Below are 26,945 nucleotides of genomic sequence, written 5' to 3'. Positions count from 1 at the left end.
TCTACCTCAGCTTCAGGGTGGCAAGGCCGAACAGCACGAGAATCACGGTGATGATCCAGAATCGGACGATCACGCGTGGCTCGGGCCAGCCCTTGAGTTCAAAGTGGTGGTGGATCGGCGCCATGCGAAACACCCGGCGACCGGTCAGCTTGAAGGACGCGACCTGGATCACCACCGACAGGGTTTCCATCACGAACACGCCGCCCATGATGAACAGCACGATTTCCTGGCGCACGATCACTGCGATGGTGCCCAGGGCCGCGCCCAACGCCAATGCGCCGACGTCGCCCATGAACACTTGCGCCGGGTAGGTGTTGAACCACAGGAAGCCCAGGCCGGCACCAATCAGCGCGCCGCAGAACACAATCAGTTCACCCGCGCCCGGGACATAAGGGATCAACAGGTATTCGGCGAATTTCACGTTACCCGACAGGTAGCAGAAGATCCCCAGGGCGCCGCCGACCATCACGGTCGGCATGATCGCCAGGCCATCGAGGCCATCGGTCAGGTTGACGGCGTTGCTGGAGCCGACGATCACGAAGTAGGTCAGGACGATGAAGCCGGCACCCAGGGGAATGCTGTAGTCCTTGAGCATCGGCAGGATCAGGGTGGTTTCCACCGGGCTGGCGGCCGTCATATAAAGGAAGATCGCCGCGCCCAGGCCAAACACCGACTGCCAGAAGTACTTCCAGCGGCTCGGCAAGCCACGGGAGTTCTTCTCGATGACTTTGCGGTAGTCGTCGACCCAGCCGATGGCGCCGAACAGCAGGGTCACCAGCAGCACGACCCAGACATAGCGGTTGGTCAGGTCGGCCCACAGCAGGGTGCTGACGCCAATGGCGGACAGGATCAGCGCGCCACCCATGGTCGGGGTGCCGGACTTGGACAGGTGCGATTGCGGCCCGTCGTTACGTACCGATTGGCCAATCTGACGATTCTGCAGGGTGCGGATCATCCACGGCCCGAAGCACAGCGACAGCGACAGCGCGGTCAGTACACCCAGAATCCCGCGCAGGGTCAGGTACTGGAAGACCGCGAAGCCTTTGTAGAACTGTTGCAGATACTCCGCTAGCAGCAGCAGCATTAATGTTTCTCCCCGCTCGAACCGCACAGAGCCGCAACGATGTTTTCCATCGCCGCGCTGCGCGAGCCCTTGATCAAAATAGTGGTGTTTGAATCGTGTTCGGCGCCCAGCGCCGCAATCAGGTCGGCCTGAGTGGCAAAGTGACGGGCCTGTTCACCGAAGGAGGCGACGGCATGCGCCATCAACGGCCCTACGGCGTAAAGTGCAGAAACCTTGCCGCTGGCATACGCGCCAACTTCGCGGTGCCCCTGCTCCGCCCACTCGCCCAACTCGCCGATATCTCCGAGCACCAGGACGGTGCGGCCGGAAAAGCCGGCAAGTATATCAACCGCAGCGCACATCGAGGTGGGGTTTGCGTTGTAAGAATCATCAATGACCCGCATGCCATTGCTCGCCAGTTGCGCCACCGCGCGTCCCTTGACCGGTTGCACGGCGTTCAGGCCGGTGACGATGCCGAACAGCGACACCCCGAGGGCGTGGGCAGCGGCGGCGGCCGCCAGGGCGTTGGCCACGTTGTGGGTGCCCAGCAGGTTCAACTGGACATGCTCGACACCCAGTGGACTGTGCAGCTTGAAGGACGGGCAGCCCCGTACATCGCGATCCAGGTCGCTGGCATGGAAGTCGGCCTGGCTGTCGTGCAGGGCGAAGGTCAGCACCTGGCGCCCGGCTGCGCGGGCCTTCCAGATGGCGAAAGCCTTGTCGTCGAGGTTCAGTACGGCGACGCCATCGGCGTCCAGCCCTTCGAGAATCTCGCCCTTGGCCTCGACGATTTTTTCCGGCCCGCCGAACTCACCGACGTGGGCAGTCCCGGCATTGTTGAGCACGGCTACGTGGGGCTTGGTCATGGCCACGGTGTAGGCGATCTCGCCGATGCGCGAGGCGCCCAGCTCGATCACCGCAGCACTGTGTTCGGCCGCCAGTTCCAGCAGGGTCAGGGGCACGCCGAGGTCGTTGTTCAGGTTGCCACGGGTCGCCAGCACCGGACCGCGGGTGCGCAGGATGCTCGCGAGCATTTCCTTGACCGTGGTCTTGCCGCTGGAACCGGTGATTGCCGCGACCGGCTTGGTAAAGGCCGCACGGTTCAGGGCGCCCAGTTGACCCAGGGCCTGCCGAGTGTCCTTGACCAGCAGTTGCGGCAAGGTGGCGTTGGCCACTGCACGCTCGACCAAGGCTGCGACCGCACCTTTGCCGGCCACTTCGTTGAGGTAGTCGTGCCCGTCGAAACGCGGACCGGCCAGGGCCACGAACAGTTGGCCCGGCACGATGGCCCGGCTGTCGATGCTCACGCCCTCGAAGCGGCTGTCGGTGCTGACCAGGCGGCCACCCAGCGGACCCGCCACTTCGCTCAATTGCAGGGCCTTAAGCATGGCTCACCTCCCAGGCGGTCAAGGCGCGATCGGCCTCCACCAGGTCAGAGAAGGCATGGCGTTGGCCATTGATTTCCTGATAGTCCTCATGACCTTTGCCAGCCAGGACGATCACGTCATCGGCGCTGGCGCCAGCAACAATTTCGGCAATCGCCTGACCACGACCGGCGACAAAACGCACGTTATCCACCGCACTGAAACCGGCACGGATGTCGTCGAAAATCTGCAGTGGGTCTTCGCTGCGCGGGTTGTCATCGGTCACCAGCACGCCATCGGCCAGGCGCTCGACCACTTCGGCCATCAGCGGACGCTTGCCACGATCGCGATCGCCGCCGCAGCCGAACAGGCACAACAACTGACCCTTGGCGTGCGGACGCAGGGCCAGCAGGACTTTTTCCAGGGCATCGGGGGTATGGGCGTAGTCGACTACCACCAATGGCTGGGTGCCGCCACCCAGGCGCTGCATGCGACCGGCCGGGCCTTCGAGCTTGGGCAGCACACGGAGGATTTCGTCCAGCGCATAGTCCAGGCCGAGCAAGGCACCGACCGCGGCCAACACGTTGCTCAGGTTAAAACGACCGAGCAAGGCGCTGCGCAAATGGTGTTCGCCCTGAGGCGTTACCAGCGTGGCACGCACACCCTCGTCGTCGAACTGCGCTTCGCGGCAATACAGGTAGGCGCTGGCGTCTTCCAGGCTGTAGGTGATCAGGCGCGATTCACCCTTGTCGGCGGCCAGCTGCCGACCGAATTCGTCGTCGAGGTTGACCACCCGGCACTTCAGGTCATTCCAGGCGAACAACTTGGCCTTGGCTTCACCATAGGCCTGCATGGTGCCGTGATAGTCCAGGTGATCGCGGGACAGGTTGGTCATCACTGCCACGTCGAAGGCCAGCGCGCTGACGCGTCCCTGATCCAGGCCGTGGGAAGAAACCTCCATGGCCACCGCTTTGGCTCCGGCCTTTTTCAGGTCGGCCAGGGTGGCTTGCATGTCGATCGGGTTGGGCGTGGTGTGCAGGCCACTTTGCAGCGCGCCGTAGAAACCACTGCCCAGAGTGCCGACGATGCCGCAGTGCTGGCCGAGCAAATCGAGGGCCTGGGCAACCAACTGGGTCACACTGGTTTTGCCGTTGGTGCCGGTGACACCGACCAGGTTCAGATGCCGGCTCGGGTCACCATAGAAGCGTCCAGCGATGTCCGACAGTTGCGCGGCCAGGCCTTTGACCGGGATCAGCGGCACATCGGTAATCGGCAGGACGGTCGCCCCTTCGACTTCATAGGCCACGGCTGCCGCACCGCGTTGCAGGGCATCGGCGATATGCGCACGGCCATCGAACTTGCCGCCAGGCACTGCGAGGAACAAGTCCCCGGCGCGCACATTGCGGCTGTCCAGGGCCAGTTCGCGAATCAACAGGTCGCGGCCGGCATGGGCGAAAATCTTGTTCAGGCTCAGAGACATCAGCCGCGCCCTCCGTTGGCTTTTAGTGGGATCGCCGGGGTGGCATTGGCTTGCTGGGTCGGCGGCAGGTTGTCCGGCGAGATGTTCATCAGGCGCAGGGTGCCCGACATCACTTTGCTGAACACCGGTGCCGAAACCAGGCCACCGAAGTAGCCGGCCTTGCTCGGTTCATCGATCACCACGACGATGGCAAAACGCGGGTCGCTCATCGGGCCGAAACCGGCAAACAGCGAGCGGTAGGAATTGACGGCGTAGCCCTTGAGACCTGCGGAGGTCTTACGCGCAGTACCGGACTTGCCGGCCACGTGATAGGCCGGAACCTGCGCACGGAATACTCCGCGCGGCGCCTCGATCACTTGCTGCAGCATGCCCTGCATGGTCTTGGCGACGTCTTCCGGAATCACCTGGGTGGTTTGCGGCAGCTTGTCGGTCTTGACCAGGGTCAGGGGCGCGATACGGCCGTTGTTGGCCAATGCCGAGAACGCGTGGACCAACTGGATCGCGGTTACCGACAGACCGTAGCCGTACGACAGCGTGGCCGTCTCGGCCTTGCGCCATTCGCGGTAGTTGGGCAGGTTGCCAACGCGCTCGCCTGGGAAGCCCAGGCCGGTGTCCTGGCCCAGGCCGATTTTCTGAGCCAGGCGGAAAATAGTCTCGCCGCCAATATCGAAGGCGATCTTGCTCATGCCCACGTTACTGGAGTTGATCAGGATCCCGGTCAGGTCGAGCACCGGACCTTCGCTCCTGGACACGTCACGAATGGTGTACTTGCCCAGTTGCAGGGTGCCCGGATAGACCTCGACCCGATCACTCGGCTTCCAGCGCCCGGTTTCCAGGGCGGCACTCATGGAGATGGCCTTCATGGTCGAGCCCGGCTCGAACACGTCGATCATCGCGCGGTTACGCATCATCGCCGGCTGCAGGTTGCGACGGTTGTTCGGGTTGTAGGTCGGCTGGTTGACCATGGCCAGGATCTCGCCGGACTTGACGTCCATGATCACCAGGCTGCCGGCCTTGGCACCGTTCTCGATGATCGCGTTGCGCAGTTCGCGGTTGGCCAGGTATTGCAGGCGCAGGTCAATCGACAACGCCAAGGGCTTGCCGGCCTTGGCGTTTTTGGTGACCTGAACATCTTTGATCAGTCTGCCGCGCCGGTCCTTGATGACCTGGCGTTTACCGGGGACCCCGGCCAGCCATTCGTCATAGGCCAGCTCCACACCTTCGCGGCCATGGTCGTCGATATCGGTAAAGCCGACCATGTGGGCGGTGACTTCCCCGGCCGGGTAGAAGCGCCGGAACTCTTCGATGCCATAGACGCCAGGCACTTTCAGGTCGAGCACCACCTGGCCTTGCTCCGGCGTCAGGCCGCGCACCAGGTAGATGAATTCTTTATTGGCCTGGGCTTCCAGGCGCTCGGTCAGCGCACGCGGGTCCTGGCCCAATGCGGCAGCCAGGGCCGGCCAGCGGTCCTTGGCGCTCTGCATTTCCTTGGCGTTGGCCCACAGGGTGGTGACCGGAGTACTGACCGCCAAAGGCTCGCCGTTACGATCGGTGATCAGGCCACGGTGCGCGGGAATCGGGATGTGGCGCATGCTGCGCGCGTCACCCTGGCCCTTGAGGAAGGCACGGTCGACCACTTGCAGGTCAATGATGCGCCAGGCAATCGCCGCCACCATGATCCCGAGCAAGCCCACGACCAAGCGAAACCGCCACGGAAAGAGTGCCCCCTCGAGTTTCATCATGGCGCCACCATCCGCACTTCTGCCGCGCCGGGAATGCGCATCTTCAGTTGTTCGGTGGCCAGCACTTCAATACGGCTATGAGCGGTCCAGGTGCTCTGCTCGAGAATCAACCGCCCCCACTCCGCCTGCGCCTTGTCGCGCACACTCAACTCGCCGTACAACGAGTTGAGCAATTGCCGATTCCAGTGGGCGCTGTAGGACACCGCGATCGCGGAAACCAGCACGCCGATAAACAGCAGCAGCATGATAAAGCTGCCGCCTGGAAGAGGCTTGGCGAAAAGCTTGCTCACCGCAACTTCTCCGCGACACGCATGACAGCGCTACGGGAACGTGGGTTGGCTTTGAGTTCGGCTTCGCCGGCGAACTGCGCTTTGCCATGGACTTTGATTTTCGGCACAAAAGCTTCGAAACGTACCGGCAGGTTGCGCGGCAGGTTGTCGGTTTCACCCTTGACCAGTTTGCGCATGAACAGCTTGACGATGCGATCTTCCAGCGAGTGGAAGCTGATCACTACCAGGCGGCCGCCGATTTCCAGCGCCTCGAGTGCTGCTTCGAGGCCGGCTTCGAGATCGCCCAGTTCATTGTTGACGTGAATTCGCAGGCCCTGGAAGGCACGGGTAGCTGGGTTCTTACCTTTTTCCCACGCCGGGTTGGCGACTTTCAGCACTTCTGCCAGGTCACCGGTGCGCTCGAACGGCTTGATGTCGCGACGCTCAGCCACGGCACGGGCCATACGCCCGGAGAAACGTTCTTCGCCATATTCCTTGAACACCCGGGCGATTTCTTCGACGGGCGCGGTGTTGACGAACTCGGCAGCACTGATCCCGCGGGACGGGTCCATGCGCATGTCCAGGGGGCCGTCATTGAGGAAGCTGAAGCCACGCTCAGGGTCGTCTAGCTGGGGCGAAGACACGCCCAGGTCGAGCAGCACACCGCTGACTTTGCCGGCCAGGCCGCGCTCGGCAACTTCCGAACCCAGTTCGGCAAAGCTGCGCTGCACAACGACAAAGCGGCCGTCTTCGGCCGCTAGCGTTTGCCCGGTGGCAATCGCTTGAGGATCTTTGTCAAACCCCAGCAACCGGCCATCAGGACCGAGCTGGCTGAGTATCAGGCGGCTGTGGCCGCCGCGCCCGAACGTGCCATCGAGATAGCAACCATCAGGGCGTACGGCGAGAGCCTCGACGGCTTCGTCAAGCAGTACGGTGATGTGGTTAAAGCCGCTATCAATAGTCACAGGATCAAATCACGCAGTTCATCAGGCATAGCGCCCGGTTGTTGAATAGCAGCCAGGTCAGCAGCAGACACTGCATCCCAGGCATCCTCGTCCCACAATTGGAACTTGTTCAGTTGGCCTACCAACATCGCGCGCTTATCCAACTTGGCATATTCACGCAGACGCGGCGGAACCAGAAAACGACCACTGCCGTCGAGTTCGAGGTCGACGGCATTACCAATCAGCAAACGTTGCAGGCGACGGTTCTCTTCGCGAAGCGAAGGCAGTGCGCGCAGTTTGGTTTCAATCAGCTCCCACTCATCGAGGGGGTAAACACACAAACAAGGATCAACCGCATCAATGGTCACGATCAGTTGCCCGGAACTGCGCGAAACCAACTCGTCACGATACCGGCTCGGCATAGCGAGACGGCCTTTTGCATCGAGACTGATAGCGTTAGCTCCGCGAAACACGTCAGCGTTTCTCCAAATTCTAGCGTTTTACGCTCAAAAAACCCACTTCATGCCACTTTCCGCCACTTGCGCACACTATAGGAATGCGCCTACCGCACCGTCAAGGCGCGCAGTAAAGGAAAACCCTTACAGATCGGAGATTTAGCGGTACAAAAGAAGGGGTTACGAGTATTTGGCGGATGACTCAGCTCAATAACTTGAAGCAGCGCAGGAGGCTACGTTCAGAAGTTAAAGTAATTTGTTAAGAGTAAGATTTTTTCGGTATTACGAAAGCGCTTCTGCTATTGATTCAGCAGGGTGGGTAATTGCTACTACACGCGCGCCTCTACAAGGGGGTCAAACGAGATGATGGCATATCGATATCAAGTAACGCGTGCCCACAACATGCTGCGGGCGGTGAACCGATAATACCAAGCCCCTGTGCCGGTGATTCAAGCACAAAAGCGAAAAAAAGGTGGAGAGTCGATCTATAAGCCGGGTTCTGTCTTGAACAGTCATTCGTCTACGATGGCCATCACTGGACACCTTTAGCAACCTACCCGGTCCCAGCGCGGGCCACGCCTTGGGACCCTATTTGGTCTTGCTCCAAGTGGGGTTTACCTAGCCACGAACTGTTGCCAGTCGTGCGGTGCGCTCTTACCGCACCTTTTCACCCTTACCGGCACCGAAGCGCTTAGGCGGTTATTTTCTGTGGCACTTTCCGTAGGCTCACGCCTCCCAGGCATTACCTGGCACTTCGCCCTATGGAGCCCGGACTTTCCTCCCCCCCCTAATTTTCATAGAGGGCAGCGACTGTCCAATCGACTCTCCGCCGCGAAGGTTAACGGCACAGCGCCCGAAGAACAAGCAATAAAAGCCTTTTGCCGCTCTGCAGGCCCCGTTTTTACTCGCCCTTCTGTTTTTCCAGGGCCACTTGATAGAGCACATTCTTGCGCTCACCGGTAATTTGCGCCGCCAACGCCGCGGCACGCTTGAGCGGCATCTCCTCGAGCAACAGATTGAGGATGCGCATGGCCTCGCTGCTGACCGCCTCCTCAGTCTCTGGCGCGGTCCAGCCCGCCACCAGCACCACGCACTCGCCACGCTGCTGATTGCTGTCGCCCTCGACGAACGCACGCAGCTCGGCCAGGGGCAGGCCCTTAAGGGTCTCGAAGGTCTTGGTCAGCTCGCGCGCCAACAAGGCTGGCCGCTCGGGGCCGAACACCAACTCCATGTCCTGCAGGCATTCGAGGATCCGGTGAGGCGCCTCATAGAAGATCAGGGTCCGCGGCTCTTCCTTAATGGACTCCAGGCGCGCGCGCCGGCCAACAGCCTTGGCCGGCAGGAAACCTTCGAAGATAAACCGGTCGGACGGCAATCCCGCCGCCGACAATGCGGCGATCAGCGCGCACGCCCCGGGAACCGGGACTACATTGATACCGGCAGCGCGGGCCTGGCGCACCAAGTGATAACCCGGATCGGAAATCAGCGGCGTACCGGCATCGGAAATCAGCGCAACATTGTCACCGGCCAGCAACCGCGTGATGAAGCGACTGCCTTCGTCGCGCTCGTTGTGTTCGTGACAAGCCGCCAAGGGCGTAGCGATGCCGAAATGTTGCAGCAACCGCAGGGAGTGGCGCGTGTCTTCGGCGGCGATCAACGCCACCTCACGCAAGATTTTCAGCGCACGGGCACTGATGTCATCCAGGTTGCCGATGGGCGTCGCCACCACATAAAGCGAGCCAGCAGCGGAATTCAAAGCACCTGGAGCAGTCAAAGCGCACACCTCATGATCGGTAAAAGCGCCATTGTAGCGCGTAGAAGCCCGCTGGATGCGCACCACTGTCATCAGGACGCACTACCTTTTCGTGAGCACGGCAACATTTACACGACCTAAATTGCACGATTCACGCCAGTAACATCGCGCCCCGGCCAGTGCTTGGGTACAATTCCACGCTAATTTGATCGAGTATCAGGAACACTTACATGATCGCTTGCCTGCGGCTGTTCACTGCCCTCTGCCTCGCTGCCCTGTTGGCGGCTTGCGCCAGCTCGCCCTCGTCCAGCCTTGGCGACCTTCCACGGACGGCCGATGCCAGTATCGAGCAACTGCTCGAACAGGCTGCCACCAGCACCAATCCGGAAAAGGCTGCCCTGCTGCGCCTGAGCGCGGCCGACCTGGCGTATCGCCAGGGTAACGCCGGCCAGTCCGCGCAAATCCTGCAACAGGTTCCGCTGGAAACGCTCAAGCCGGGCCAGCAGGTCTATGCCAGCACCCTGGCCGCCGAACTGGCGATGACCCGCAACCAGCCCAAGGCGGCACTGACCGCCCTGAGCCACCCAAGCCTGCAGCGCCTGAGCGAATTGCCGGACGAGCAACAGGTTCGCACCGGCACCGTGCGTGCCCGCGCCCTCGAAGCCGACGGCCAGACGCTGGCCGCCGCCCGCGAGCGGATTGCCATCGCGCCGATGCTCGAAGGCGAAGCCGCGAACAAGAACCACGAGGCGATCTGGGCACTGATTGCCTCGCTGCCCACCGACCAGCTGCAACCGATCACCGACGACGTGCTCGGCGGTTGGATGAGCCTGGCCGTGGCGGTAAAAACCGCCGGCACCCTGGAACTGCAACAGGCTGCCATCGACAACTGGAAAGCCCAGCACCCGAAACATCCTGCCGCCCTGCAGTTGCCACTGCCACTGACCCAACTCAAGCAACTGGCCAGCCAGCCGCTCGGCAAGATCGCCCTGCTGCTGCCCCAGGAAGGCCCGCTGGCCTCGGTGGCCAAGGCCCTGCGCGAAGGTTTCATGGCTGCTCACTACCAGGCCCAACAGGCCGGACAGAACCCACCCGCCATCGAGTTCTATGACAGCTCGCGCCTGACCTCGCTGGACGACTTCTATCGCAAGGCCCAAGCCGATGGCGTGCAACTGGTAGTCGGCCCGCTGGAAAAACCCCTGGTCAAGCAACTCAACGCGCGCCCTCAACTGCCGATCACCACCCTGGCGCTGAACTACAGCGAAGGCGACCAAGGCCCGGCCCAACTGTTCCAGTTCGGCCTCGCGGCCGAGGACGAGGCGCGCGAAGTATCCCGTCGCGCACGTGCCGACGGCCTGCATCGCGCTGCGGTACTGGTACCTAAAGGCGAATGGGGCGACCGCGTCCTCAAGGCCTTCAGCCAGGACTGGCAAGCCAATGGCGGCAGCATCATCGGTGTCGAACGTGTAGACCAACCCGTGCAACTGGCCCAGCAGATCGCCGACCTGTTCCAACTGCGCCAGAGCGAAGGTCGCGCCAAGAGCCTGCAAAGCACCGTCGGCTCGCAGATCGCCGCACAGCCGTCGCGCCGCCAGGACATCGAGTTCATCTTCCTCGCCTCGACCCCACAACAGGCGCAACAGATCAAACCCACGCTGAACTTCCAATACGCGGGTGACGTGCCGGTCTACGCCACGTCCCACGTGTACAGCGCCAGTGGCGACCAGAACCAGTACAACGACATGAACGGCGTGCGCTTCTGCGAAACCCCATGGCTGCTCAACACCAGCGACCCGCTGCGCCAGCAAGTGACTGCACAATGGCCACAAGCCAATAGCAGCCTGGGTCGGCTGTACGCCATGGGCGTCGACGCCTACCGCCTGGCCCCGCGCCTGGGTCAACTCAAGGCCCTGCCGGACAGCACCATCGAAGGCCAGTCGGGCAACCTGAGCATGAGCCCGACGCAACGGGTTCAACGCCAGCTGCCCTGGGCGCAATTCGTCAACGGCCAGGTCCAACGCCTGCCGGACACCCCGCGCTGATGCCCGACAGGTCACGCCAGCAAAGCGGTCGAGATGCTGAAAGCCAGGCGCTCCAGCATCTCCAGCAACAGGGACTGCGCCTGCTGGCGCAGAACTGGTTGTGTAAACGCGGCGAGCTTGATCTGGTCATGCTTGACGGCGATACAGTAGTATTCGTCGAAGTCCGCTACAGAAAAAACACCCAATGGGGTGGCGCGCTCGGCAGTATCGATGCGCGCAAGCGTCAAAAACTGGTACTCGCCGCGCAGTATTTCCTGCAGAGCGAGTCACGCTGGGCCGACTCCCCCTGCCGTTTTGATGTGGTTGCCATAGACAGCACTGCAGCGCATCTGAACTGGCTACGGAATGCCTTTGATAGCTGACCGCTGTCGGGCAGGACCGATTTTCACCCAACACTTTTGCTCTTTGCTTTGCGGGCCGCACATTGCTGTGCCACCAGGCCGCGCCACTTAAGGTCACACAGATGGACATGCAATCCCGAATTCGCCAGCTTTTTCAGGCCAGTATCGATACCAAGCAACAGGCGATGGACGTACTTGCACCGCACATCGAGCAAGCCAGCCAAGTGATGGTCAACGCCCTGCTCAACGAAGGCAAAATGCTCTCGTGTGGCAACGGCGGTTCGGCCGGTGACGCACAGCACTTTTCCTCCGAGCTGCTCAACCGCTTCGAGCGCGAACGCCCCAGCCTGCCGGCCATCGCCCTGACTACTGACAGCTCGACGATCACCTCGATCGCCAACGACTACAGCTACAACGAAATCTTCTCCAAGCAGATCCGCGCCCTGGGCCAACCCGGTGACGTCCTGCTGGCGATTTCCACCAGCGGCAACTCGGCCAACATAATTCAAGCGATCCAGGCCGCACATGATCGCGAAATGATTGTCGTAGCATTGACCGGTCGCGATGGCGGCGGCATGGCGTCGCTGCTATTGCCGGAAGACGTGGAGATTCGCGTACCGGCCAACGTCACCGCACGCATTCAGGAAGTCCACCTGCTGGCGATCCATTGCCTCTGCGACTTGATCGACAGCCAATTGTTCGGGAGTGAAGAATGACCCCTAATCGCCTAGGCCTACTGGCCCTGACGCTGTGCCTCGGCATCAGCGGATGCACCTCGGTGGTGAACGCCAGCCGTGAAAGCCCCATTCAGGATGACCGTGGCACCCGCACCTTCGGCAGCAAGATCGACGACTCGCTGATCGAAACCAAGGTTGGCGTGAACGTGGCCAAGGCCAACCCGGACCTGGACACCCAATCGCACATCGTCGTCACCAGCTTCAACGGCGTGGTACTGCTGGCCGGGCAAACGCCCCGTGCCGACCTCAAGGCCCAGGCCGAGCAGGCCGCTGCCGCTGTGCAGCGGGTCAAGACGGTGCACAACGAACTGCAGATCATGCAACCCTCGTCACTGTTGGCACGCAACAACGACGCCTGGCTGACCACCAAGATCAAGACCCAGATGCTCACCGACGCCAGCATTCCCGGCTCACGCATCAAGGTCGTGACTGAAAACGGCATCGTCTACCTGCTGGGCTTACTGACCAAGCAGGAAGCGGCCCAGGCCACCAACCTGGTGCAGAGCGTTTCCGGGGTGCAGAAGATCGTGAAACTGTTTGAGTACATTGACTGACACGCTCTCCTGCAGGAGCACGGCTCCTGCAAGTAATAAAAAAGGCGATCCGAATGGATCGCCTTTTTTATTACTTCACCACCTTCAAGCTTGGCCGTCCACTAGGGCGCGGTGGCTCGTTGTCGGGTGGCGGCAGATCATCTTCGGGCTCGAACTCGTCCTCGCCCTCTACCGGCGACTCCAAGTCAAACACCATACCCTGGCCATTCTCCCGAGCGTAAATACCCAGGATTGCAGCTATAGGCACGTACAGGGTGTGCGGCACACCACCGAAGCGACCTTCAAAGCTCACTGCATCGTTATCCATGTGCAGATGACGCACGGCAGCGGGCGAAACGTTCAGGACAATCTGTCCGTCACTGGCAAATCCTTGTGGCACCTGCACCGAAGGAAACTCGGAGTTGACCAGCATGTGCGGGGTGCAATCGTTATCGACAATCCACTCATAGAGCGCACGGACGAGATAAGGACGACTGGAGTTCATAGCGGCTCCTTAAGCCTTAGCGCATATCGCGTTCGACACCAGACAGGCTCGCCTGGAATGCCTCACGCGCAAACTGGCGCTCCATATAATCAAGCAGCGGCTTGGCCGGCCGCGGCAGTTCAATACCCAGGATCGGCAAACGCCAGAGTATCGGTAGTAGGCAGCAATCCACCAGACTTTGTTCCTCACTGAGGAAAAACGGCTTGTCGGCGAACAACGGCGAGACACCCGTGAGGCTCTCTCGCAGTTCCTTGCGCGCCTGCACGCGTGCTGGCTCCTTGGTCCGTGAGTCCAGGATCAGATCCACCAGGCCACACCAGTCACGCTGGATGCGATGGATCAGCAGGCGGCTATTGGCCCGCGCCACCGGATAAACCGGCAGCAAAGGTGGATGGGGATAACGCTCATCCAGGTATTCCATCACCACGGTCGACTCCCACAACGCCAGGTCACGATCGACCAGGGTGGGCAAGCTGCCGTAAGGGTTCACTTCGATCAGCTTTGGCGGCTGACGGCCCGCCTCCACACTGATGATCTCGGCGCTGACACCCTTCTCTGCCAGTACGATTCGCACTCGGTGGGAATAGTGGTCGGCGGGGTCGGAGTAACAGGCCAACCGGTTGGTCACGCCCATGGCGGTCCTCCTCGCTTGTTGAAATTATTGAAAGCGGAAAAACGAGCGCGCCCAGAGGGCGCCTCCCGTAACGCCTGGATGACCAGACTCGTTACGTTTACAGAGACGCCCTTGGGCGCGCGCGATTAACAGCAAATGCTTGAAGCTAGATCAATGCACATCTTTCCAGTATTCGCGCTTGAGCAAGTAAGCGAATACGAAGAAGAACGCCAGGTACAACAGTACGTAGGTACCAATGCGCTGATGCTCCAGCTTAACCGGGTTAGCCGAGTAAGCGAGGAAGGTTACCAGATTCTTGACCTTCTCATCGAACTGCTCTTCGGTCAGGGCACCGGACTTCGGCACGATGGTCAACTGATCGCACGCTTCATGAGTCAGCGGCGTACCGGTCAGCGGATCATATTGCTTCTTGCCGTCCTCGACGATCTGCACCTGTTTGCAGCCTACGACCTGACGACCTTGCAGGCCGACCAGCACGTTGGGCATGCCGACGTTCGGGAACACCTTGTTGTTCACGCCCCAAGGACGCGACGGATCTTCGTAGAACGACTTCAGGTAGCCGTAGAGCCAGTCAGTGCCACGCACCCGAGCTACCAGGGTCAGGTCAGGCGGCGCAGCGCCGAACCAGGCCTTGGCGTCTGCCGGCTGCATGCCAATGTTCATGTGGTCGCCGATCTTGGCGCCGGTGAACACCAGGTTCTTGAGCATCAGATCGTGAGGAATCCCCAGATCGTCGGCAACGCGCTCATAGCGCTGGAACTTGGCACTGTGGCAGCCCATGCAGTAGTTGGCGAAGGTACGTGCGCCATCTTGCATTGCCGCTTTATCGGAGACGTCGATGTCGACCTTTTCCAGCTCAGGACCGCCCGCGGTGGATGCGAACGAGAACACAGGCAAAGCAGCAAGAATCAGTACAGCAAATAGCTTTTTCATCAGCCAGTCACCCTTTCCGGAACCGGTTTTGTCTTCTCGAGCCGGGTGTAGAACGGCATCAGAATGAAGTAGGCGAAGTACAGGAAGGTACATACCTGCGACAACAGCGTACGACCTGGCGTTGGCGCCAGAACACCCAACACACCCAGGATCACGAACGAAATGCAGAACACCCAGAGCCAGATCTTGCTCATCCAGCCCTTGTAGCGCATGGATTTGACCGGGCTACGGTCAAGCCATGGCAGGACGAACAGCACGGCGATCGCGGCGCCCATGGCGATAACGCCCAGGAGCTTGTCGGGAACGGCACGCAAGATCGCGTAGAACGGGGTGAAGTACCAGACCGGAGCGATGTGCTCTGGGGTCTTGAAGGCGTTCGCCACTTCGAAGTTCGGCTTCTCGAGGAAGTAACCGCCCATTTCCGGGAAGAAGAACACGATCGAGCAGAAGATGAACAGGAACACCACCACGCCGACGATATCTTTCACGGTGTAGTACGGGTGGAAGGCAATGCCGTCCAGCGGTACGCCGTTTTCGTCTTTGTATTTCTTGATGTCGACGCCGTCCGGGTTGTTCGAACCGACTTCGTGCAGCGCCAGGACGTGCAGCACTACCAGGCCAAGAATAACGATCGGCAAGGCCACCACGTGCAAGGCGAAGAAGCGGTTCAGGGTGATCCCGGAAATCAGGTAGTCACCACGGATCCACTGGGTCAGGTCGTCGCCGATGACCGGAATCGCACCGAACAGCGAGATGATCACCTGGGCACCCCAGTAGGACATCTGGCCCCACGGCAGCAGGTAACCCATGAAGGCTTCCGCCATCAGGGCCAGGTAGATCAGCATGCCGAACACCCACACCAGCTCACGCGGCTTCTGGTACGAACCGTAGAGCAAGCCACGGAACATGTGCAGGTAGACCACGACGAAGAACGCCGAAGCGCCGGTGGAGTGCAGCAGACGCAGGATCGAGCCGTACTCGACGTCGCGCATGATGTATTCGACGGAGGCAAACGCCTCTTCCGCCGACGGGGTGTAGCTCATGGTCAGCCAGACACCGGTAACGATCTGGTTAACCAGAACCAGCAGTGCCAGGGAGCCAAAGAAGTAGAAGAAGTTGAAGTTCTTCGGAGCGTAATACTTGCTGAGATGGTCTTCCCACATCTTGGTCGCAGGAAAGCGCGCATCAACCCAATCCATGAACTTGCTCATCACGCGTTCTCCGTATCGACGCCAACGACAATGATGTCGTCCGACTCATAGGAATGCGGGGGAACTGGCAGGTTCAAAGGCGCAGGCTGCGATTTGAAGACACGGCCAGCCAGGTCGTAGTGGGAGCCATGGCAAGGGCAGAAGTAGCCGCCCACCCATTTTGGACCGAGGTCGGCCGGCGCCACTTCTGGACGGAAGGTCGGTGAACAGCCCAGGTGCGTGCAGATACCGATCAGCAGCAGCACTTCCGGCTTGATCGAACGCGTCTTGGGATCCACATAGGTCGGTTGTACCGAGGCCTTGGAGTCCGGATCGGAGAGATCCCCCTCGATCTTCGTCAGGTTCCCCAGAATCTCCTGGGTGCGGCGGACGATGAATACCGGCTGACCGCGCCATTCGGCAATCATTTGCTGACCTGGCTCGATTTTGCTGACATTCACTTTCACCGGTGCACCTGCGGCTTTCGCCTTGGCACTGGGAAACCACGACCCCACGAACGGGACCGCAGCCCCCACCGCTCCTGCAGCACCCACCACGGATGTGGCTGCTACCAAGAAGCGACGCCGGCCTGTATTCACGCCGTCATTGCTCATCCAGTCCTCTCCCATCAGCTTTGTGGCCTGTTAAATCAGGCATCTACTAAGTAAAAATCTGAACTTATAAAAATTTTGCAGAATGGTAATGAAAAGCCCCAATTCTGACAAGGTAATTACCACCCATGGGTACCGCCAAGCCTTGTAGTATAGGGCTTCTGCGGATGTGGCAAGTTGTCACACCAAAAATCATCGCCCATAAAAAACGCCCAGCTCCGCGAGGAGACTGGGCGCTTTGAACGCGAAAGCGAATTAACGCTTCGAGTACTGCGGACGCTTACGCGCTTTACGCAGACCAACTTTCTTACGTTCAACTTCACGCGCGTCACGGGTTACGAAGCCAGCTTTACGCAGTGCACCGCGCAGAGTTTCGTCGTAATCCATCAGAGCGCGAGTGATGCCGTGGCGGATTGCGCCAGCTTGACCACTTACACCACCACCGATCACGGTGACGTAGATGTCGAACTTCTCGACAGTCTCAGTCAATTCCAGCGGCTGACGAACTACCATGCGGGCAGTTTCGCGACCGAAGAAATTTTCCAGCGAACGGTTGTTGATGGAGATGTTACCAGTGCCCGGACGCAGGAAAACGCGTGCGGTTGCGGTCTTGCGACGGCCAGTGCCGTAATTTTGAGTCGCCGACATAATGAACTATTCCGTTAAAACTTCAGTTCTTGGGGCTGCTGAGCAGTATGAGGGTGAACAGCGCCCGCATAGACTTTCAGCTTACGATACATGTCGCGACCCAGTGGGTTCTTAGGCAGCATGCCTTTAACCGCGGTCTCGATCACGCGCTCAGGGGCTTTAGCGATCAGCTTTTCGAAGTTGATCGACTTGATGCCGCCCGGGAAACCGGAGTGGGAGTAGTAGATTTTGTCGGTGGTTTTAGCACCGGTTACACGAATCTGCTCGGCATTGATAACGACGATGTAGTCGCCGGTGTCAACGTGAGGAGTGTACTCAGCTTTATGCTTGCCACGCAGACGGCTCGCGATTTCGGTGGCCAGACGACCCAGGGTCTGACCTGCAGCGTCGACGACAAACCAGTCGCGCTGTACTGTTTCCGGTTTAGCAGTAAAAGTTTTCATTCTTTATAGCCTCAGGGGCCGCCCTGTAAATTAGACGGCGGATCTTACTGAATAGTGCGTACTTTGACAAGTCAAAGGCAGCCGGGTACAGACGCTATCGGGGGCTCGGGTCGGCGCGTCCGTTCAACGGCAAGATTCTTCGGCGGCGGCGCATCACTTCCACTGCAGAAAGAGGTGCGCAATTATGCAGATTGCGAAAAATTTTTCAACCTGCTTTTATGATTGTTTTGCCAAGGGAGCACCCGATGGACTATCGCCAGCTAGGCCGCACCGACCTGAATGTCAGCGCCATCTGCCTCGGAACCATGACCTGGGGCGAGCAAAACAGCGAGGCAGAGGCCTTCGCGCAGATCGAGCGAGCCAAGAGCGCCGGGATCAACTTCATCGACACCGCCGAGATGTACCCGGTCCCACCCCAGGCGCAAACCTACGCCAGCACCGAACGCTACATCGGTAACTACTTCAAGAGCCGTGGCGACCGAGCCGACTGGATCCTGGCCAGCAAGATCGCCGGCCCCGGCAACACCATCGACTATATTCGCGACGGTCACCTCAAGCACAACCGCGAACACATCGTCCAGGCCCTGGACGCCAGCCTCAAGCGTCTGCAAACCGATTGGATCGACCTCTACCAGTTGCATTGGCCGGAGCGCAGCACCAACTTTTTTGGCCAACTGGGCTACAAGCACAAGAGCGAAGTCAACCTGACGCCGCTTGAGGATACCCTCCAAGCCCTGGATGAACAGGTCAAGGCCGGCAAGATCCGTCACATTGGCCTATCCAACGAAACCCCATGGGGCACCATGCGTTTTCTCGCCCTGGCCGAAGCCCGTGGCTGGCCGCGTGCGGTGACCATCCAGAACCCCTACAACCTGCTCAACCGCAGCTTTGAAGTGGGCCTCGCGGAAATCGCCATCCGCGAACAATGCGGCCTGCTCGCCTACTCGCCGCTGGCGTTCGGTTTCCTGTCAGGCAAATACGAAGGTGGCGCGCGCCCGGCAAAAGGCCGCCTGAGCCTCTACAGTCGCTTCAGTCGCTATTTCAACCCGCAATCGGAAGCTGCCTGCAGCCGTTATGTCGCGCTGGCCCGTGAACACGGCCTGGACCCAGCACAAATGGCCCTGGCTTTCGTCACCCAGCAACCGTTCGTCACCAGCAACATCATCGGGGCGACCACGATCGAACAACTGGACAGCAACATTGCCAGCTTCGACCTGAAGCTGTCGGATGAAGTGCTGGCGGGGATCGAGGCGATCCACAAGGATCACCCGAACCCGGCGCCATAACCCCCACTTGTAGGAGCGAGCTTGCTCGCGAAAAGCCTGAGCACACCGCTGGGTGCCAGGCTTTCAACGCTATCGTTGACGACCATCGCGAGCGAGCTGTTCCTACAATGATCTGGCAATGATCTCCTTCATGATCTCGTTGGTCCCCGCATAAATCCGCTGCACCCGCGCATCGGCCCAGGCCCGGGCGATCGGGTATTCCCACATGAAGCCGTAGCCGCCATGCAACTGCACGCATTCGTCGAGCACCTTGCATTGCAGGTCAGTGCCCCAGTACTTGGCCATCGCCGCCGTCGGCACGTCCAGCTTGCCTTGCAGGTGCAGTTCCAGGCAGCGGTCGACAAACACCCGGCCAATCTGGATCTCAGTGGCCATTTCCGCCAGCTTGAAGCGGGTGTTCTGGAAGTCCGCAATCGACTTGCCGAACGCCTTGCGCTCGCGGGTGTAATCCAGGGTCCACTGCAGGGCGGCCTCCGCCGACGCCAGGCCGCCTACGGCCACCGTCAGGCGCTCCTGTGGCAACTCCTGCATCAGATAGGCGAAGCCCATCCCGGCCTGCCCCAGCAGGTTCTCCTTGGGCACCCGGACGTCCTGGAAGAACAGCTCCGAGGTGTCCTGGGCCTTCATGCCGACCTTTTCCAGGCGCTTGCCCTTGGCAAAGCCCGGGGTGTCGGCTTCCACCAGGAACAGGCTGGTTCCCTTGGCCCCGGCCTTGGGATCGGTCTTGGCGACGACAATCACCAGGTCCGCCAGGTAGCCGTTGGTGATAAAGGTCTTCGAGCCGTTGATCACATATTCGTCGCCATCCAGCACTGCAGTGGTCTTCACCCCTTGCAGGTCGGACCCCGCGCCCGGCTCGGTCATGGCAATGGCCGTGACCATCTCGCCCGAAACCAGCTTGGGCAGGTATTTGTGTTTCAAGGCCTCACTGCCGTAATGCAGGATGTACGGCGCAACGATGTCCGAATGCAGGGAGAAGCCGATGCCGGTCAAGCCCAGCCGCCCGACTTCCTCGATCACCACCGTGCTGTAGAGAAAGTCCGCCCCCAGGCCACCGTATTCCTCCGGCAGATGGGAGCAGAGCATCCCCGCCTCCCCCGCCTTGTTCCACAACTGGCGGTCGATGTAGCCCTGTTTTTCCCATTGAGCATGAAACGGCACGGCTTCCTTTTCGAGGAAGGTGCGCACGCTATCGCGAAACAATTCGTGCTCGGAGCTGAACAAGGTTCTAGGGATCATCGGGGCACCTGTCGTTATTGTTGAACGAAAATGTATGCCAGAGACTAATCCCACCACCTGCAACGGGACACTGGACACATCCGCCAAAAAATAAGACGATCCAGCCGCTTGGTGACCACTTTCCCCTATAAGAATAAATTGAATTATGTCTATCCAATCTTCTGCGCCGTTGCGGCGCGTCAGCATCCTGGCGATCGACCGGGTGTTTGCCTACACCCTCATGCAGGCCAAGGATTTTTTCCACCTGGCCAGCCTGCGGTACGGCAAGCAACAGGGCCAGGGCCTGACCCCCGGCTTTGAAACCCGTGTAGTCAGCCCCGACGGCAAACCCGTCAACAGCTTCAGCGATGTGCTGATGCCGGTGGACGGCGGCCTGGAAAATGCCGACATCATCATCCTCCCTGCGTTCTGGGACGACTTCGACACGTTGTGCCAACGTTATCCACAGGTGTTGCCGTGGCTGCGTGAGCAGCATGCACGGGGCGCAGTGCTCTGCGGCGAAGCCACCGGGGTGTTCTGGCTGGCCGAGGCCGGCCTGCTCGATGGCAAGGAAGCGACCACCTACTGGCGCTTTTTCAACACTTTCGAAGAGCGTTTCCCCAAGGTCCAGCTCAACAAGGACAAGCACCTCACGGATGCCGACAACCTGTTTTGTGCCGGCGGCACCACCTCGGCCTGCGACCTCTACATTTACCTGATCGAGCGCTTCTGCGGGGCCAATGTGGCCCAGGCCGTGGCCCGCGACATCCTGTATGAAGTGCAACGCAGCTATTCCCCCGGCCGCATCGGCTTCGGCGGACAGAAGCTGCACCAGGACGTAATCATCCTGCAGATCCAGCACTGGCTCGAAGAGCATTTTGCCGACAAGTTCCGCTTCGAAGACGTCGCCCGCGAGCACGGCATGAGCATCCGCAACTTCATGCGTCGCTTCCAGACCGCCACCGGCGACAAGCCGCTGCACTACCTGCAACGCCTGCGCATCGAAACCGCCAAGGGCTTGCTGTCCGGCAGCCGCAAGAGCATCAAGACCATCAGCTACGAAGTCGGCTACGACGATGCGAGCTTCTTCGCCCGACTGTTCCGCCAGCACACCGAATTGTCGCCCAACCAGTACCGGCAGCAGTTTCAGCAGGCGGCGTAGCCGAACACCAACCGAATGTGGAAGCGAGCCTGCTCGCTTCCACACAGAATCTTGCGCCGGCCACGCAGTTCTTTCGCTGTGCATTTTCCTACGCAAAAAGCGGAATACATAGCGCCGGAGAACCCAACCCTACCCACAGACGCAACCCCTTAAAAACTTCAACATCTTCCCTGCAGACCATCAGGGAAGATCAAACATGACTATCGGATCAAGCTACAACTACCCTTCATACATCGCCAAGGAGACCGACCGAACAAAGCGCTCGGCTAAAAATAAATGGGCGGCTCGCTTTCCCAATCCGCCGGATTTGTGCTTTGACTATCGTGCACTGGTAGAGCAGGAAAACGGCATCGCCAGGGCAACTGACCCGCAACATAAAATCTGCATCATCGGCGCCGGCGTCACAGGCCTGACCGCCGCCAGAGAGCTCTATCGCTGCGGCTTTACCCATATCACTCTCATCGAGCAATCCAGGCGCATCGGCGGCAGGCATCTGACCGTTCCCGGCAGCCGAAACTCGACAGCAAGCCATACACCGTTTGAAATGGGCGCCATGCGCATGCCCTTCTTCAACCGGGCGGATGAGCCACCGACAGAAGGTCGGTCGCTGATGGCTTACTACGCCAATCAATTTGAATTGGCGTTTTCAGACTTCGCCAACCCCGGCAGCCAATGGGTTAACTCGACAGGCATCTATCTCCGGGAGGGCAGCATGGGCGGCGGATCGGCGCCGCAAATGTTGATATGGAAAAACGAAGACGGCGTCACACCGCCTCCCGGCGATGAGTTGCAAAAGGTTTATTCCAAATGGAAAGCCTTTGCCGATCGCATGACCCGCCACGTTGCTGAGCTCTACGCGAGCCAGGAATGGGAAGCCATATGGGCTTCTATCGTTGAAAAATACGAGAGTGTCTCGTTCCGCGACCTGGTCAGCATGCCAGCACTGGAAGCTTGGGATGCCCGCTCACCCGGGGATTTCGGCGGAATGGGAATGCCTGCGCAAGAGTCCGCAATTTTTTACGCAATAGGTATAGGTGACGGTAGCTGGGGAGCTTTTTATGACGTCTGCTGCCTCTACCCTCTGCGTACTGCGATTTTCGGTTTCAGCAGCCAATTGCAACTGATCCATGGTCGTGTGGACTCAAACGGCGATCCACTGGATTCGCCCTACCTGAATAGCGAAGCCGTTTTTGACTCAATGGGGCAGAGTTTTGACAAGCCCCGCTACATCGGTCTCGCCGCTTTGGACGAATGCCTGCTGTTTGTGAAAACCGATGAAACCGGAAAGTCCATCTACGAACATTGCCTCGAAAGAAGCAATGGGCTTCTCACCGACTCATCCGTTACAAAACTGGAAAAGCTGACCAATCAAAATATACGCGTCCATTACAACTGGAAACACAATCAACCCGAGCAAATCCAGGAGCAATTTGATGACTTTGACTCGGTCATCATGACACTACCCTCCTGGCTGATTGAAACTCGAATCAAGCTCGAAAATTTCACCCGGGAGATGCTGCCTTTCGAGACGATTAACGCCTACAAAACCGCACACTGGGAAACTAGCTGCAAAGTGTTTGCACCGCTGAAAAAATCATTTCTCTCGAAAAACAAAAACATCCCGCAAGCCATCGTAACCGACAGTTTCATCCACGATGTCTATACCTACCGCTACAACGACAATTACAGCTATGACTGCATCCTGCTGAGTTATACCTGGGAAGATGACGCAACCAAACTCGCCTCATTCAGCGATAAGGAGCTGGTATCAAGATGCGCCGAAGAGCTGGATCGCATACTCATGAACTCTGCCAACGTCCAGGAAAAAATCTCTCCCTACATCGGCATTGAGCAAGCCGTGGTTCAGCGCTGGATCACTGATAAAAATGCTCTGGGCTGTGCCAAGCTTTACCGACCGGGCACCTACTACGATGCCGTCAGCCTGATGAAGTACAACCGGGACTTTGCTCATGTTTCAGGCTTGTATTTGTCCGGCGAGTCATTTTCTGTCGATGCCGGTTGGACGGAGCCATGTTTTCGCGGTGCTGTCGATGCAGTGATTCATATCTGCAACAAAACCGCCGCGACGTTCAATGGCGGATTTTCCTTGAGCGACTACCCGCACTACCAAATCAAAATCTGATCCCCCCGTTTCAGAGCCATGCACGCAATACATGGCTCTACCTCTCGCGCCGACTACCCAGGGCCATCAAACATCACTCTGATCCATTTTCGGACAAGGACTACGACCTAAACGGAAGTAGCTGACTTACACCCCATTCCTGATTCCTCTCTCATACACACGCCATTTAACAGCTTGAAAAACAATAAAAAGAGGAACGACGAAAATGAATGAGCCAACAAGCCCTGTTCGTGTAGCAGTCGTGCAATTCGATCCACAAGTCGGCATCGAAAAATGTGTAGGTAATCTGCGTCGCAGCCTGGAATTGGCGCTTGAAGCGGTAAACCGAGGTGCGAATCTCATCGTTCTGCCCGAACTTTCCAATACCGGCTATTTCTTCAGCAATCGACAGGATGCCTTCGCCCATGCCGAAGCGGTTCCTGACGGGCCAAGCGTGCAGAGCTGGATCGACTTCGCCCGCGAGCACAACGTTTACCTCGTGGCCGGTCTCGCCGAACGCGACGGCATGCGACTCTTCAACACCGGCGTTCTGGTGGGACCAGATGGTTTTATCGGCAAATACCGCAAAGCCCATTTGTGGAATCTGGAGAAGCTCTGGTTCACCCCCGGCGACCTGGGTTTCCCGGTTTTCGACACACCGATCGGCCGCATCGGGCTATTGATCTGCTGGGACATCTGGTTCCCGGAGGTGCCACGGATCCTCGCCCAACAAGGCGCAGACATCATTTGCAGCCTGAACAACTGGGTCTGGACACCGCCGCCGCTGTTCGACGATGCCGGTAAGTGCATGGCGTCTTATCTGACGATGACCGCCGCTCACGTCAACAACGTGTTTATCGCTGCCGCCAGCCGGATCGGCGAGGAGCGCGGCGCACGCTATCTGGGTTGCTCGCTGATTGCCGGAACCAACGGCTGGCCGATTGGCGCCGTGGCTTCGGCAGACAGGCAGGAAATCCTGTTTGCCGATGTCGACCTGACCAGCTCCCGCAGTGCGCCCATCTGGAACAACCTGAACGATCTGCATCGCGATCGTCGGGCCGATCTTTACGATCAGATGCTCGGCTACACCCAACACCCTTGCCTCCCACGTTGATCAGGAGGCCTATTGCATGGAAGTTACAACCGACAAAAACCAACCATCGCGCAAATCACCGATTGATACAGCCGTCGCCCTGCTAATGATCGGCGCGACACTGCTGATCGTCTGGCTTTCTTTCAGCAACCGGACTTTCTGGGGAGCGCATTGGCCCGGGTACGGCGACATGGTATCGCTGCTACCCGAACCGAGTGCCTGGTTGCGTTGGGTGTTAGGTGACATCAGCGAGGTGGCTTTCTACAAGCACGAGTTCGCCTCGATCGGCCTGCTGGCGGGCGCTTATCTGGCTTACTGGGCGAATCGAACGGGGAAATCCTGGCAAGGGTTTGCCATCTCCTATGGAACGGGACTTTGGCCCTGGCTAGTCACCAGTTCGTTGCTCGGGCTGCTGCTGAGCAATCTGCTGTGGGGCTGGACGGTGACAGCCACAACCTGGCAACCCACATTCGTAGCATTCGTCTCGCTGCCAGCGGCGATGGTGCTGATGTTTGGTGGAGGCTGGAAGGTCACGATCAACGGCGCACTCATGGGCGCCGTACTCGTCACACCGATGTGCCTACTGATCGTCAACTACGTGTGCCAACCCCTGGCCTTGCCTGCAGTGATTGGCAATGTGCTGGGCATGGCGGTTGCCAGCGTCCTGGCGTTTCTGCTCTGCCGCTATTGGCCGAACCTGGTGAAATCCAGGTCGTCGCAAACGCCACCCGCCTCCATAGCCCCCGCCAAGGCGCCCGACTATGGCGTTATCTGGAGCCTGCGCCGGATTCTGGCGGACTTTTCCGAAGCACCGTTCTTCGGCAATGAGCTGGCCAGCCTTGGCCTGATACTGGGTGCACTGCTGGCGTACAGCTTGAACCCTTCAAGCCCCGCGTACGGATCAGGCTTGTTGCTGCACATCATTGGCGCGCAGGCATTAGCCTCGGCCATCGGCGTGCTGATCTGGCGTCGACAATGGATGTTGCGCGGCTGGTATCCCACTTACATCCCGCTGGTTTCAGTGGTGCCCGCGGCGATCCTGGCCTATGGCGGCAGCTGGCAGATAATCGTCTCAAGTGCACTGCTGGGGGCATTGCTCGCACCACCGCTGGCCTGTGTGATTGCCAGGAAATTACCGGCCGACATGCATGCCTACATCGCCAATGTACTGTCGATGGCCATCAGTACACTGCTGATCGTGCCGCTGATCGGTTTTCTGATCGCTGATTAATGCCCCAGCCATTCGGCTGTATCGCGGCCTCAATAGCGGATACAGCCACTTTTCATTACAAACAAGCGAGGTATCCCATGGACCTGCCCAAACTGTCCATCGCGGCACTTGGCGGCACGGTAAGCATGCAAGCGAGCAATGCCGGTGAAGGCGTCATCCCGACCGTCAGCGGCGAAGCCCTGCTGACTTCCATACCGGAACTGACGACACTGGCCGGAGTCACCGTCGAGACCCTCGGCCTGCTGCCCAGTGCGTCCCTGGATTTCGAGTTTTTGCTGAACGTATTGTCCTGGGCTGAGTTTCAGGTCAAACAGGGCGCCGTTGGGGTCGTGATAACCCAGGGCACCGACACACTCGAAGAAGCCGCGGTGTTTTTGGATTACCTGTGGCCCTACGACACCCCCTTGGTGCTGACCGGTGCCATGCGTTCCGCAGCTCAGCCAGGTGCCGATGGACCGGCCAATCTACTGGATGCATGTCGCGTTGCCTTGGCGCAGAACAGCCGGCAGCGCGGTGTCCAGGTCGTAATGAACGGACAGATTCATCAAGCGTGCAGCGTACGCAAAACCGATTCGCTGGCATTGCAGGCGTTTTCCTCTCCAGTCGTGGGGCCCGCGGGCCTACTGGTGGAAGACCGTGTTCGCTACCTGCGCCCGCCGGGGCCGCGCACGGTGTTACCGATGCCGCAACGGACCACACAGAAGGTTGCACTACTTGAGGCCTCACTTTCGGCCGACACCCTGCTACTGGAAAATATTCTCGCACTCGATTACGACGGGCTGGTGATCGGCGGTTTCGGCGCTGGCCACATCTCGCAGCGCTGGGCGACAACGATTGAGCATATTGCCAAACGAATCCCGGTGATCATTGCGACCCGAACCGGCTCCGGCTCCACCGCACGTGCCTCTTACGGTTTTGGCGGTGGTGAAATGGACTTGATCCGCAAGGGGGCATCGATGGCGGGTTTTCTATGTCCGCGAAAAGCCAGAATTCTGCTTTGGTTGCTGCTTGGTTGCCAACGGCAGCACGAGCTTGCGCAGTATCTCAACGAAGATATTTGACTTCAAAACAATGTACAAACCTGTGGGCGGAGGATTTGCGCTGACAAAAAAGGGCCTGCAATCGCAGGCCCTTTTTTATATTCCG

The 26,945-nt window shown here is 59.4% G+C and carries 26 protein-coding genes and 1 other RNA gene; 10 read left to right on the top strand and 17 right to left on the bottom strand.

All coding sequences use genetic code 11. From position 1 onward, the window contains the following. Position 1: 1 nt before the first annotated feature. The 9 genes from mraY to rsmI all read right to left on the bottom strand — a co-directional run bounded on the left by mraY (position 2) and on the right by rsmI (position 9,091). The gene (gene mraY / locus ACM6IP_RS02900; protein WP_095168940.1) at positions 2-1,084 is read right to left on the bottom strand and encodes a phospho-N-acetylmuramoyl-pentapeptide-transferase; all 1,083 of its coding nucleotides are present in this window, start codon (positions 1,082-1,084) and stop codon (positions 2-4) included. Next, entirely contained in the window at positions 1,084-2,451 is a 1,368-nt protein-coding gene (locus ACM6IP_RS02895) for a UDP-N-acetylmuramoyl-tripeptide--D-alanyl-D-alanine ligase (RefSeq protein ID WP_414860916.1), read from the bottom strand. The genes mraY and ACM6IP_RS02895 overlap by 1 nt, the downstream gene beginning before the upstream one ends. Further along, positions 2,444-3,907, bottom strand: a complete 1,464-nt coding sequence (locus ACM6IP_RS02890) for a UDP-N-acetylmuramoyl-L-alanyl-D-glutamate--2,6-diaminopimelate ligase (protein WP_159997893.1) — start codon at positions 3,905-3,907, stop codon at positions 2,444-2,446. Before ACM6IP_RS02890 ends, ACM6IP_RS02895 begins: the two co-directional genes overlap by 8 nt. Continuing rightward, complete coding sequence (locus ACM6IP_RS02885; RefSeq protein WP_177440661.1) at positions 3,907-5,646, bottom strand: peptidoglycan D,D-transpeptidase FtsI family protein; 1,740 nt, start codon at positions 5,644-5,646, stop codon at positions 3,907-3,909. Before ACM6IP_RS02885 ends, ACM6IP_RS02890 begins: the two co-directional genes overlap by 1 nt. Further along, on the bottom strand, positions 5,646-5,939 hold the full coding sequence (gene ftsL, locus ACM6IP_RS02880) for a cell division protein FtsL (RefSeq protein ID WP_095168944.1): 294 nt from the start codon (positions 5,937-5,939) through the stop codon (positions 5,646-5,648). Before ftsL ends, ACM6IP_RS02885 begins: the two co-directional genes overlap by 1 nt. Next, on the bottom strand, positions 5,936-6,883 hold the full coding sequence (rsmH, locus tag ACM6IP_RS02875) for a 16S rRNA (cytosine(1402)-N(4))-methyltransferase RsmH (protein WP_162530210.1): 948 nt from the start codon (positions 6,881-6,883) through the stop codon (positions 5,936-5,938). The genes ftsL and rsmH overlap by 4 nt, the downstream gene beginning before the upstream one ends. Further along, positions 6,880-7,335 (bottom strand): division/cell wall cluster transcriptional repressor MraZ, encoded by a 456-nt coding sequence (gene mraZ / locus ACM6IP_RS02870; protein WP_019693566.1) that lies wholly within the window; start codon positions 7,333-7,335, stop codon positions 6,880-6,882. Before mraZ ends, rsmH begins: the two co-directional genes overlap by 4 nt. Before the next feature lie 454 nt (positions 7,336-7,789). Next, positions 7,790-8,143, bottom strand: an RNA gene (gene rnpB, locus ACM6IP_RS02865) — RNase P RNA component class A. A gap of 75 nt (positions 8,144-8,218) precedes the next feature. Continuing rightward, positions 8,219-9,091 (bottom strand): 16S rRNA (cytidine(1402)-2'-O)-methyltransferase, encoded by an 873-nt coding sequence (rsmI, locus tag ACM6IP_RS02860; RefSeq protein ID WP_095169036.1) that lies wholly within the window; start codon positions 9,089-9,091, stop codon positions 8,219-8,221. Between the two features lie 209 nt (positions 9,092-9,300). Between rsmI and ACM6IP_RS02855 the strand changes: the two genes are divergently transcribed. From ACM6IP_RS02855 to ACM6IP_RS02840, 4 genes are all read left to right on the top strand, one after another. Beyond that, on the top strand, positions 9,301-11,112 hold the full coding sequence (locus ACM6IP_RS02855; RefSeq protein WP_095168945.1) for a penicillin-binding protein activator: 1,812 nt from the start codon (positions 9,301-9,303) through the stop codon (positions 11,110-11,112). Further along, positions 11,112-11,474 (top strand): YraN family protein, encoded by a 363-nt coding sequence (locus tag ACM6IP_RS02850; protein WP_095168946.1) that lies wholly within the window; start codon positions 11,112-11,114, stop codon positions 11,472-11,474. Before ACM6IP_RS02855 ends, ACM6IP_RS02850 begins: the two co-directional genes overlap by 1 nt. A 101-nt stretch (positions 11,475-11,575) precedes the next feature. Next, a complete protein-coding gene (locus ACM6IP_RS02845; protein ID WP_007904374.1) occupies positions 11,576-12,169 on the top strand; it encodes a phosphoheptose isomerase in 594 nt (197 codons plus the stop codon). Then, the gene (locus ACM6IP_RS02840; RefSeq protein ID WP_414860915.1) at positions 12,166-12,744 is read left to right on the top strand and encodes a BON domain-containing protein; all 579 of its coding nucleotides are present in this window, start codon (positions 12,166-12,168) and stop codon (positions 12,742-12,744) included. The genes ACM6IP_RS02845 and ACM6IP_RS02840 overlap by 4 nt, the downstream gene beginning before the upstream one ends. Positions 12,745-12,814: 70 nt before the next feature. On the opposite strand, the gene ACM6IP_RS02835 is transcribed toward ACM6IP_RS02840, so the two are convergent. From ACM6IP_RS02835 to rplM, 7 genes are all read right to left on the bottom strand, one after another. Beyond that, entirely contained in the window at positions 12,815-13,228 is a 414-nt protein-coding gene (locus ACM6IP_RS02835; RefSeq protein WP_095168948.1) for a ClpXP protease specificity-enhancing factor, read from the bottom strand. Positions 13,229-13,244: 16 nt separating this feature from the next. Continuing rightward, positions 13,245-13,862, bottom strand: a complete 618-nt coding sequence (locus tag ACM6IP_RS02830) for a glutathione S-transferase N-terminal domain-containing protein (RefSeq protein WP_095168949.1) — start codon at positions 13,860-13,862, stop codon at positions 13,245-13,247. A 150-nt stretch (positions 13,863-14,012) separates the two neighbouring features. After that, complete coding sequence (locus ACM6IP_RS02825) at positions 14,013-14,795, bottom strand: cytochrome c1 (protein WP_095168950.1); 783 nt, start codon at positions 14,793-14,795, stop codon at positions 14,013-14,015. Beyond that, a complete protein-coding gene (locus tag ACM6IP_RS02820) occupies positions 14,795-16,006 on the bottom strand; it encodes a cytochrome b (RefSeq protein ID WP_095168951.1) in 1,212 nt (403 codons plus the stop codon). Before ACM6IP_RS02820 ends, ACM6IP_RS02825 begins: the two co-directional genes overlap by 1 nt. Further along, positions 16,006-16,599 carry a ubiquinol-cytochrome c reductase iron-sulfur subunit gene (gene petA / locus ACM6IP_RS02815; protein ID WP_095168952.1) on the bottom strand — a complete coding sequence of 198 codons (594 nt, stop codon included), beginning with the start codon at positions 16,597-16,599 and terminating at the stop codon, positions 16,006-16,008. Before petA ends, ACM6IP_RS02820 begins: the two co-directional genes overlap by 1 nt. Before the next feature lie 252 nt (positions 16,600-16,851). Further along, entirely contained in the window at positions 16,852-17,244 is a 393-nt protein-coding gene (rpsI, locus tag ACM6IP_RS02810; RefSeq protein ID WP_008080273.1) for a 30S ribosomal protein S9, read from the bottom strand. 14 nt (positions 17,245-17,258) lie between these two features. Then, positions 17,259-17,687 (bottom strand): 50S ribosomal protein L13, encoded by a 429-nt coding sequence (rplM, locus tag ACM6IP_RS02805; protein WP_007905295.1) that lies wholly within the window; start codon positions 17,685-17,687, stop codon positions 17,259-17,261. 245 nt (positions 17,688-17,932) lie between these two features. Between rplM and ACM6IP_RS02800 the strand changes: the two genes are divergently transcribed. After that, positions 17,933-18,973, top strand: coding sequence for an NADP(H)-dependent aldo-keto reductase (locus tag ACM6IP_RS02800; protein WP_401128426.1), 1,041 nt, complete (start codon positions 17,933-17,935; stop codon positions 18,971-18,973). A gap of 102 nt (positions 18,974-19,075) precedes the next feature. Here ACM6IP_RS02800 and ACM6IP_RS02795 read toward each other — a convergent pair whose 3' ends face one another. Next, positions 19,076-20,212: an acyl-CoA dehydrogenase family protein gene (locus tag ACM6IP_RS02795; protein WP_414860914.1), complete on the bottom strand. Its 1,137-nt coding sequence runs from the start codon at positions 20,210-20,212 to the stop codon at positions 19,076-19,078. 244 nt (positions 20,213-20,456) lie between these two features. On the opposite strand from ACM6IP_RS02795, the gene ACM6IP_RS02790 reads away from it, so the two are divergent. The 5 genes from ACM6IP_RS02790 to ACM6IP_RS02770 all read left to right on the top strand — a co-directional run bounded on the left by ACM6IP_RS02790 (position 20,457) and on the right by ACM6IP_RS02770 (position 26,860). Then, entirely contained in the window at positions 20,457-21,353 is an 897-nt protein-coding gene (locus ACM6IP_RS02790) for a GlxA family transcriptional regulator (RefSeq protein WP_174244637.1), read from the top strand. Between the two features lie 196 nt (positions 21,354-21,549). Beyond that, positions 21,550-23,496: a flavin monoamine oxidase family protein gene (locus ACM6IP_RS02785; RefSeq protein ID WP_414860913.1), complete on the top strand. Its 1,947-nt coding sequence runs from the start codon at positions 21,550-21,552 to the stop codon at positions 23,494-23,496. Positions 23,497-23,701: 205 nt separating this feature from the next. Continuing rightward, positions 23,702-24,589 carry a nitrilase family protein gene (locus ACM6IP_RS02780; RefSeq protein ID WP_095168956.1) on the top strand — a complete coding sequence of 296 codons (888 nt, stop codon included), beginning with the start codon at positions 23,702-23,704 and terminating at the stop codon, positions 24,587-24,589. A 16-nt stretch (positions 24,590-24,605) separates the two neighbouring features. Continuing rightward, positions 24,606-25,799: a hypothetical protein gene (locus ACM6IP_RS02775; protein ID WP_095168957.1), complete on the top strand. Its 1,194-nt coding sequence runs from the start codon at positions 24,606-24,608 to the stop codon at positions 25,797-25,799. A gap of 77 nt (positions 25,800-25,876) precedes the next feature. Continuing rightward, on the top strand, positions 25,877-26,860 hold the full coding sequence (locus ACM6IP_RS02770) for an asparaginase (protein WP_095168958.1): 984 nt from the start codon (positions 25,877-25,879) through the stop codon (positions 26,858-26,860). The last annotated feature ends 85 nt before the right edge of the window (positions 26,861-26,945 follow it).

Origin of the sequence: Pseudomonas sp. IT-P176, assembly GCF_949767245.1 — a bacterium.
In the GTDB taxonomy this organism is placed as follows: domain Bacteria; phylum Pseudomonadota; class Gammaproteobacteria; order Pseudomonadales; family Pseudomonadaceae; genus Aquipseudomonas.
This window is presented reverse-complemented; position numbering and strand designations above follow the sequence as displayed.

What these genes read in the sequence shown, in the direction of transcription:
- ACM6IP_RS02825 (WP_095168950.1), bottom strand. Translation starts at nt 14,795, where the DNA reads ATGAAAAAGCTATTTGCTGTACTGATTCTTGCTGCTTTGCCTGTGTTC.
- ACM6IP_RS02835 (WP_095168948.1), bottom strand. Translation starts at nt 13,228, where the DNA reads ATGAACTCCAGTCGTCCTTATCTCGTCCGTGCGCTCTATGAGTGGATT.
- ACM6IP_RS02820 (WP_095168951.1), bottom strand. Translation starts at nt 16,006, where the DNA reads ATGAGCAAGTTCATGGATTGGGTTGATGCGCGCTTTCCTGCGACCAAG.
- ACM6IP_RS02840 (WP_414860915.1), top strand. Translation starts at nt 12,166, where the DNA reads ATGACCCCTAATCGCCTAGGCCTACTGGCCCTGACGCTGTGCCTCGGC.
- ACM6IP_RS02830 (WP_095168949.1), bottom strand. Translation starts at nt 13,862, where the DNA reads ATGGGCGTGACCAACCGGTTGGCCTGTTACTCCGACCCCGCCGACCAC.
- rpsI (WP_008080273.1), bottom strand. Translation starts at nt 17,244, where the DNA reads ATGTCGGCGACTCAAAATTACGGCACTGGCCGTCGCAAGACCGCAACC.
- ACM6IP_RS02780 (WP_095168956.1), top strand. Translation starts at nt 23,702, where the DNA reads ATGAATGAGCCAACAAGCCCTGTTCGTGTAGCAGTCGTGCAATTCGAT.
- ACM6IP_RS02775 (WP_095168957.1), top strand. Translation starts at nt 24,606, where the DNA reads ATGGAAGTTACAACCGACAAAAACCAACCATCGCGCAAATCACCGATT.
- mraY (WP_095168940.1), bottom strand. Translation starts at nt 1,084, where the DNA reads ATGCTGCTGCTGCTAGCGGAGTATCTGCAACAGTTCTACAAAGGCTTC.
- ACM6IP_RS02785 (WP_414860913.1), top strand. Translation starts at nt 21,550, where the DNA reads ATGACTATCGGATCAAGCTACAACTACCCTTCATACATCGCCAAGGAG.
- ACM6IP_RS02795 (WP_414860914.1), bottom strand. Translation starts at nt 20,212, where the DNA reads ATGATCCCTAGAACCTTGTTCAGCTCCGAGCACGAATTGTTTCGCGAT.
- ACM6IP_RS02770 (WP_095168958.1), top strand. Translation starts at nt 25,877, where the DNA reads ATGGACCTGCCCAAACTGTCCATCGCGGCACTTGGCGGCACGGTAAGC.
- ACM6IP_RS02890 (WP_159997893.1), bottom strand. Translation starts at nt 3,907, where the DNA reads ATGTCTCTGAGCCTGAACAAGATTTTCGCCCATGCCGGCCGCGACCTG.
- ACM6IP_RS02855 (WP_095168945.1), top strand. Translation starts at nt 9,301, where the DNA reads ATGATCGCTTGCCTGCGGCTGTTCACTGCCCTCTGCCTCGCTGCCCTG.
- ACM6IP_RS02845 (WP_007904374.1), top strand. Translation starts at nt 11,576, where the DNA reads ATGGACATGCAATCCCGAATTCGCCAGCTTTTTCAGGCCAGTATCGAT.
- petA (WP_095168952.1), bottom strand. Translation starts at nt 16,599, where the DNA reads ATGAGCAATGACGGCGTGAATACAGGCCGGCGTCGCTTCTTGGTAGCA.
- ACM6IP_RS02800 (WP_401128426.1), top strand. Translation starts at nt 17,933, where the DNA reads ATGGACTATCGCCAGCTAGGCCGCACCGACCTGAATGTCAGCGCCATC.
- ACM6IP_RS02895 (WP_414860916.1), bottom strand. Translation starts at nt 2,451, where the DNA reads ATGCTTAAGGCCCTGCAATTGAGCGAAGTGGCGGGTCCGCTGGGTGGC.
- rplM (WP_007905295.1), bottom strand. Translation starts at nt 17,687, where the DNA reads ATGAAAACTTTTACTGCTAAACCGGAAACAGTACAGCGCGACTGGTTT.
- ACM6IP_RS02850 (WP_095168946.1), top strand. Translation starts at nt 11,112, where the DNA reads ATGCCCGACAGGTCACGCCAGCAAAGCGGTCGAGATGCTGAAAGCCAG.
- ACM6IP_RS02885 (WP_177440661.1), bottom strand. Translation starts at nt 5,646, where the DNA reads ATGAAACTCGAGGGGGCACTCTTTCCGTGGCGGTTTCGCTTGGTCGTG.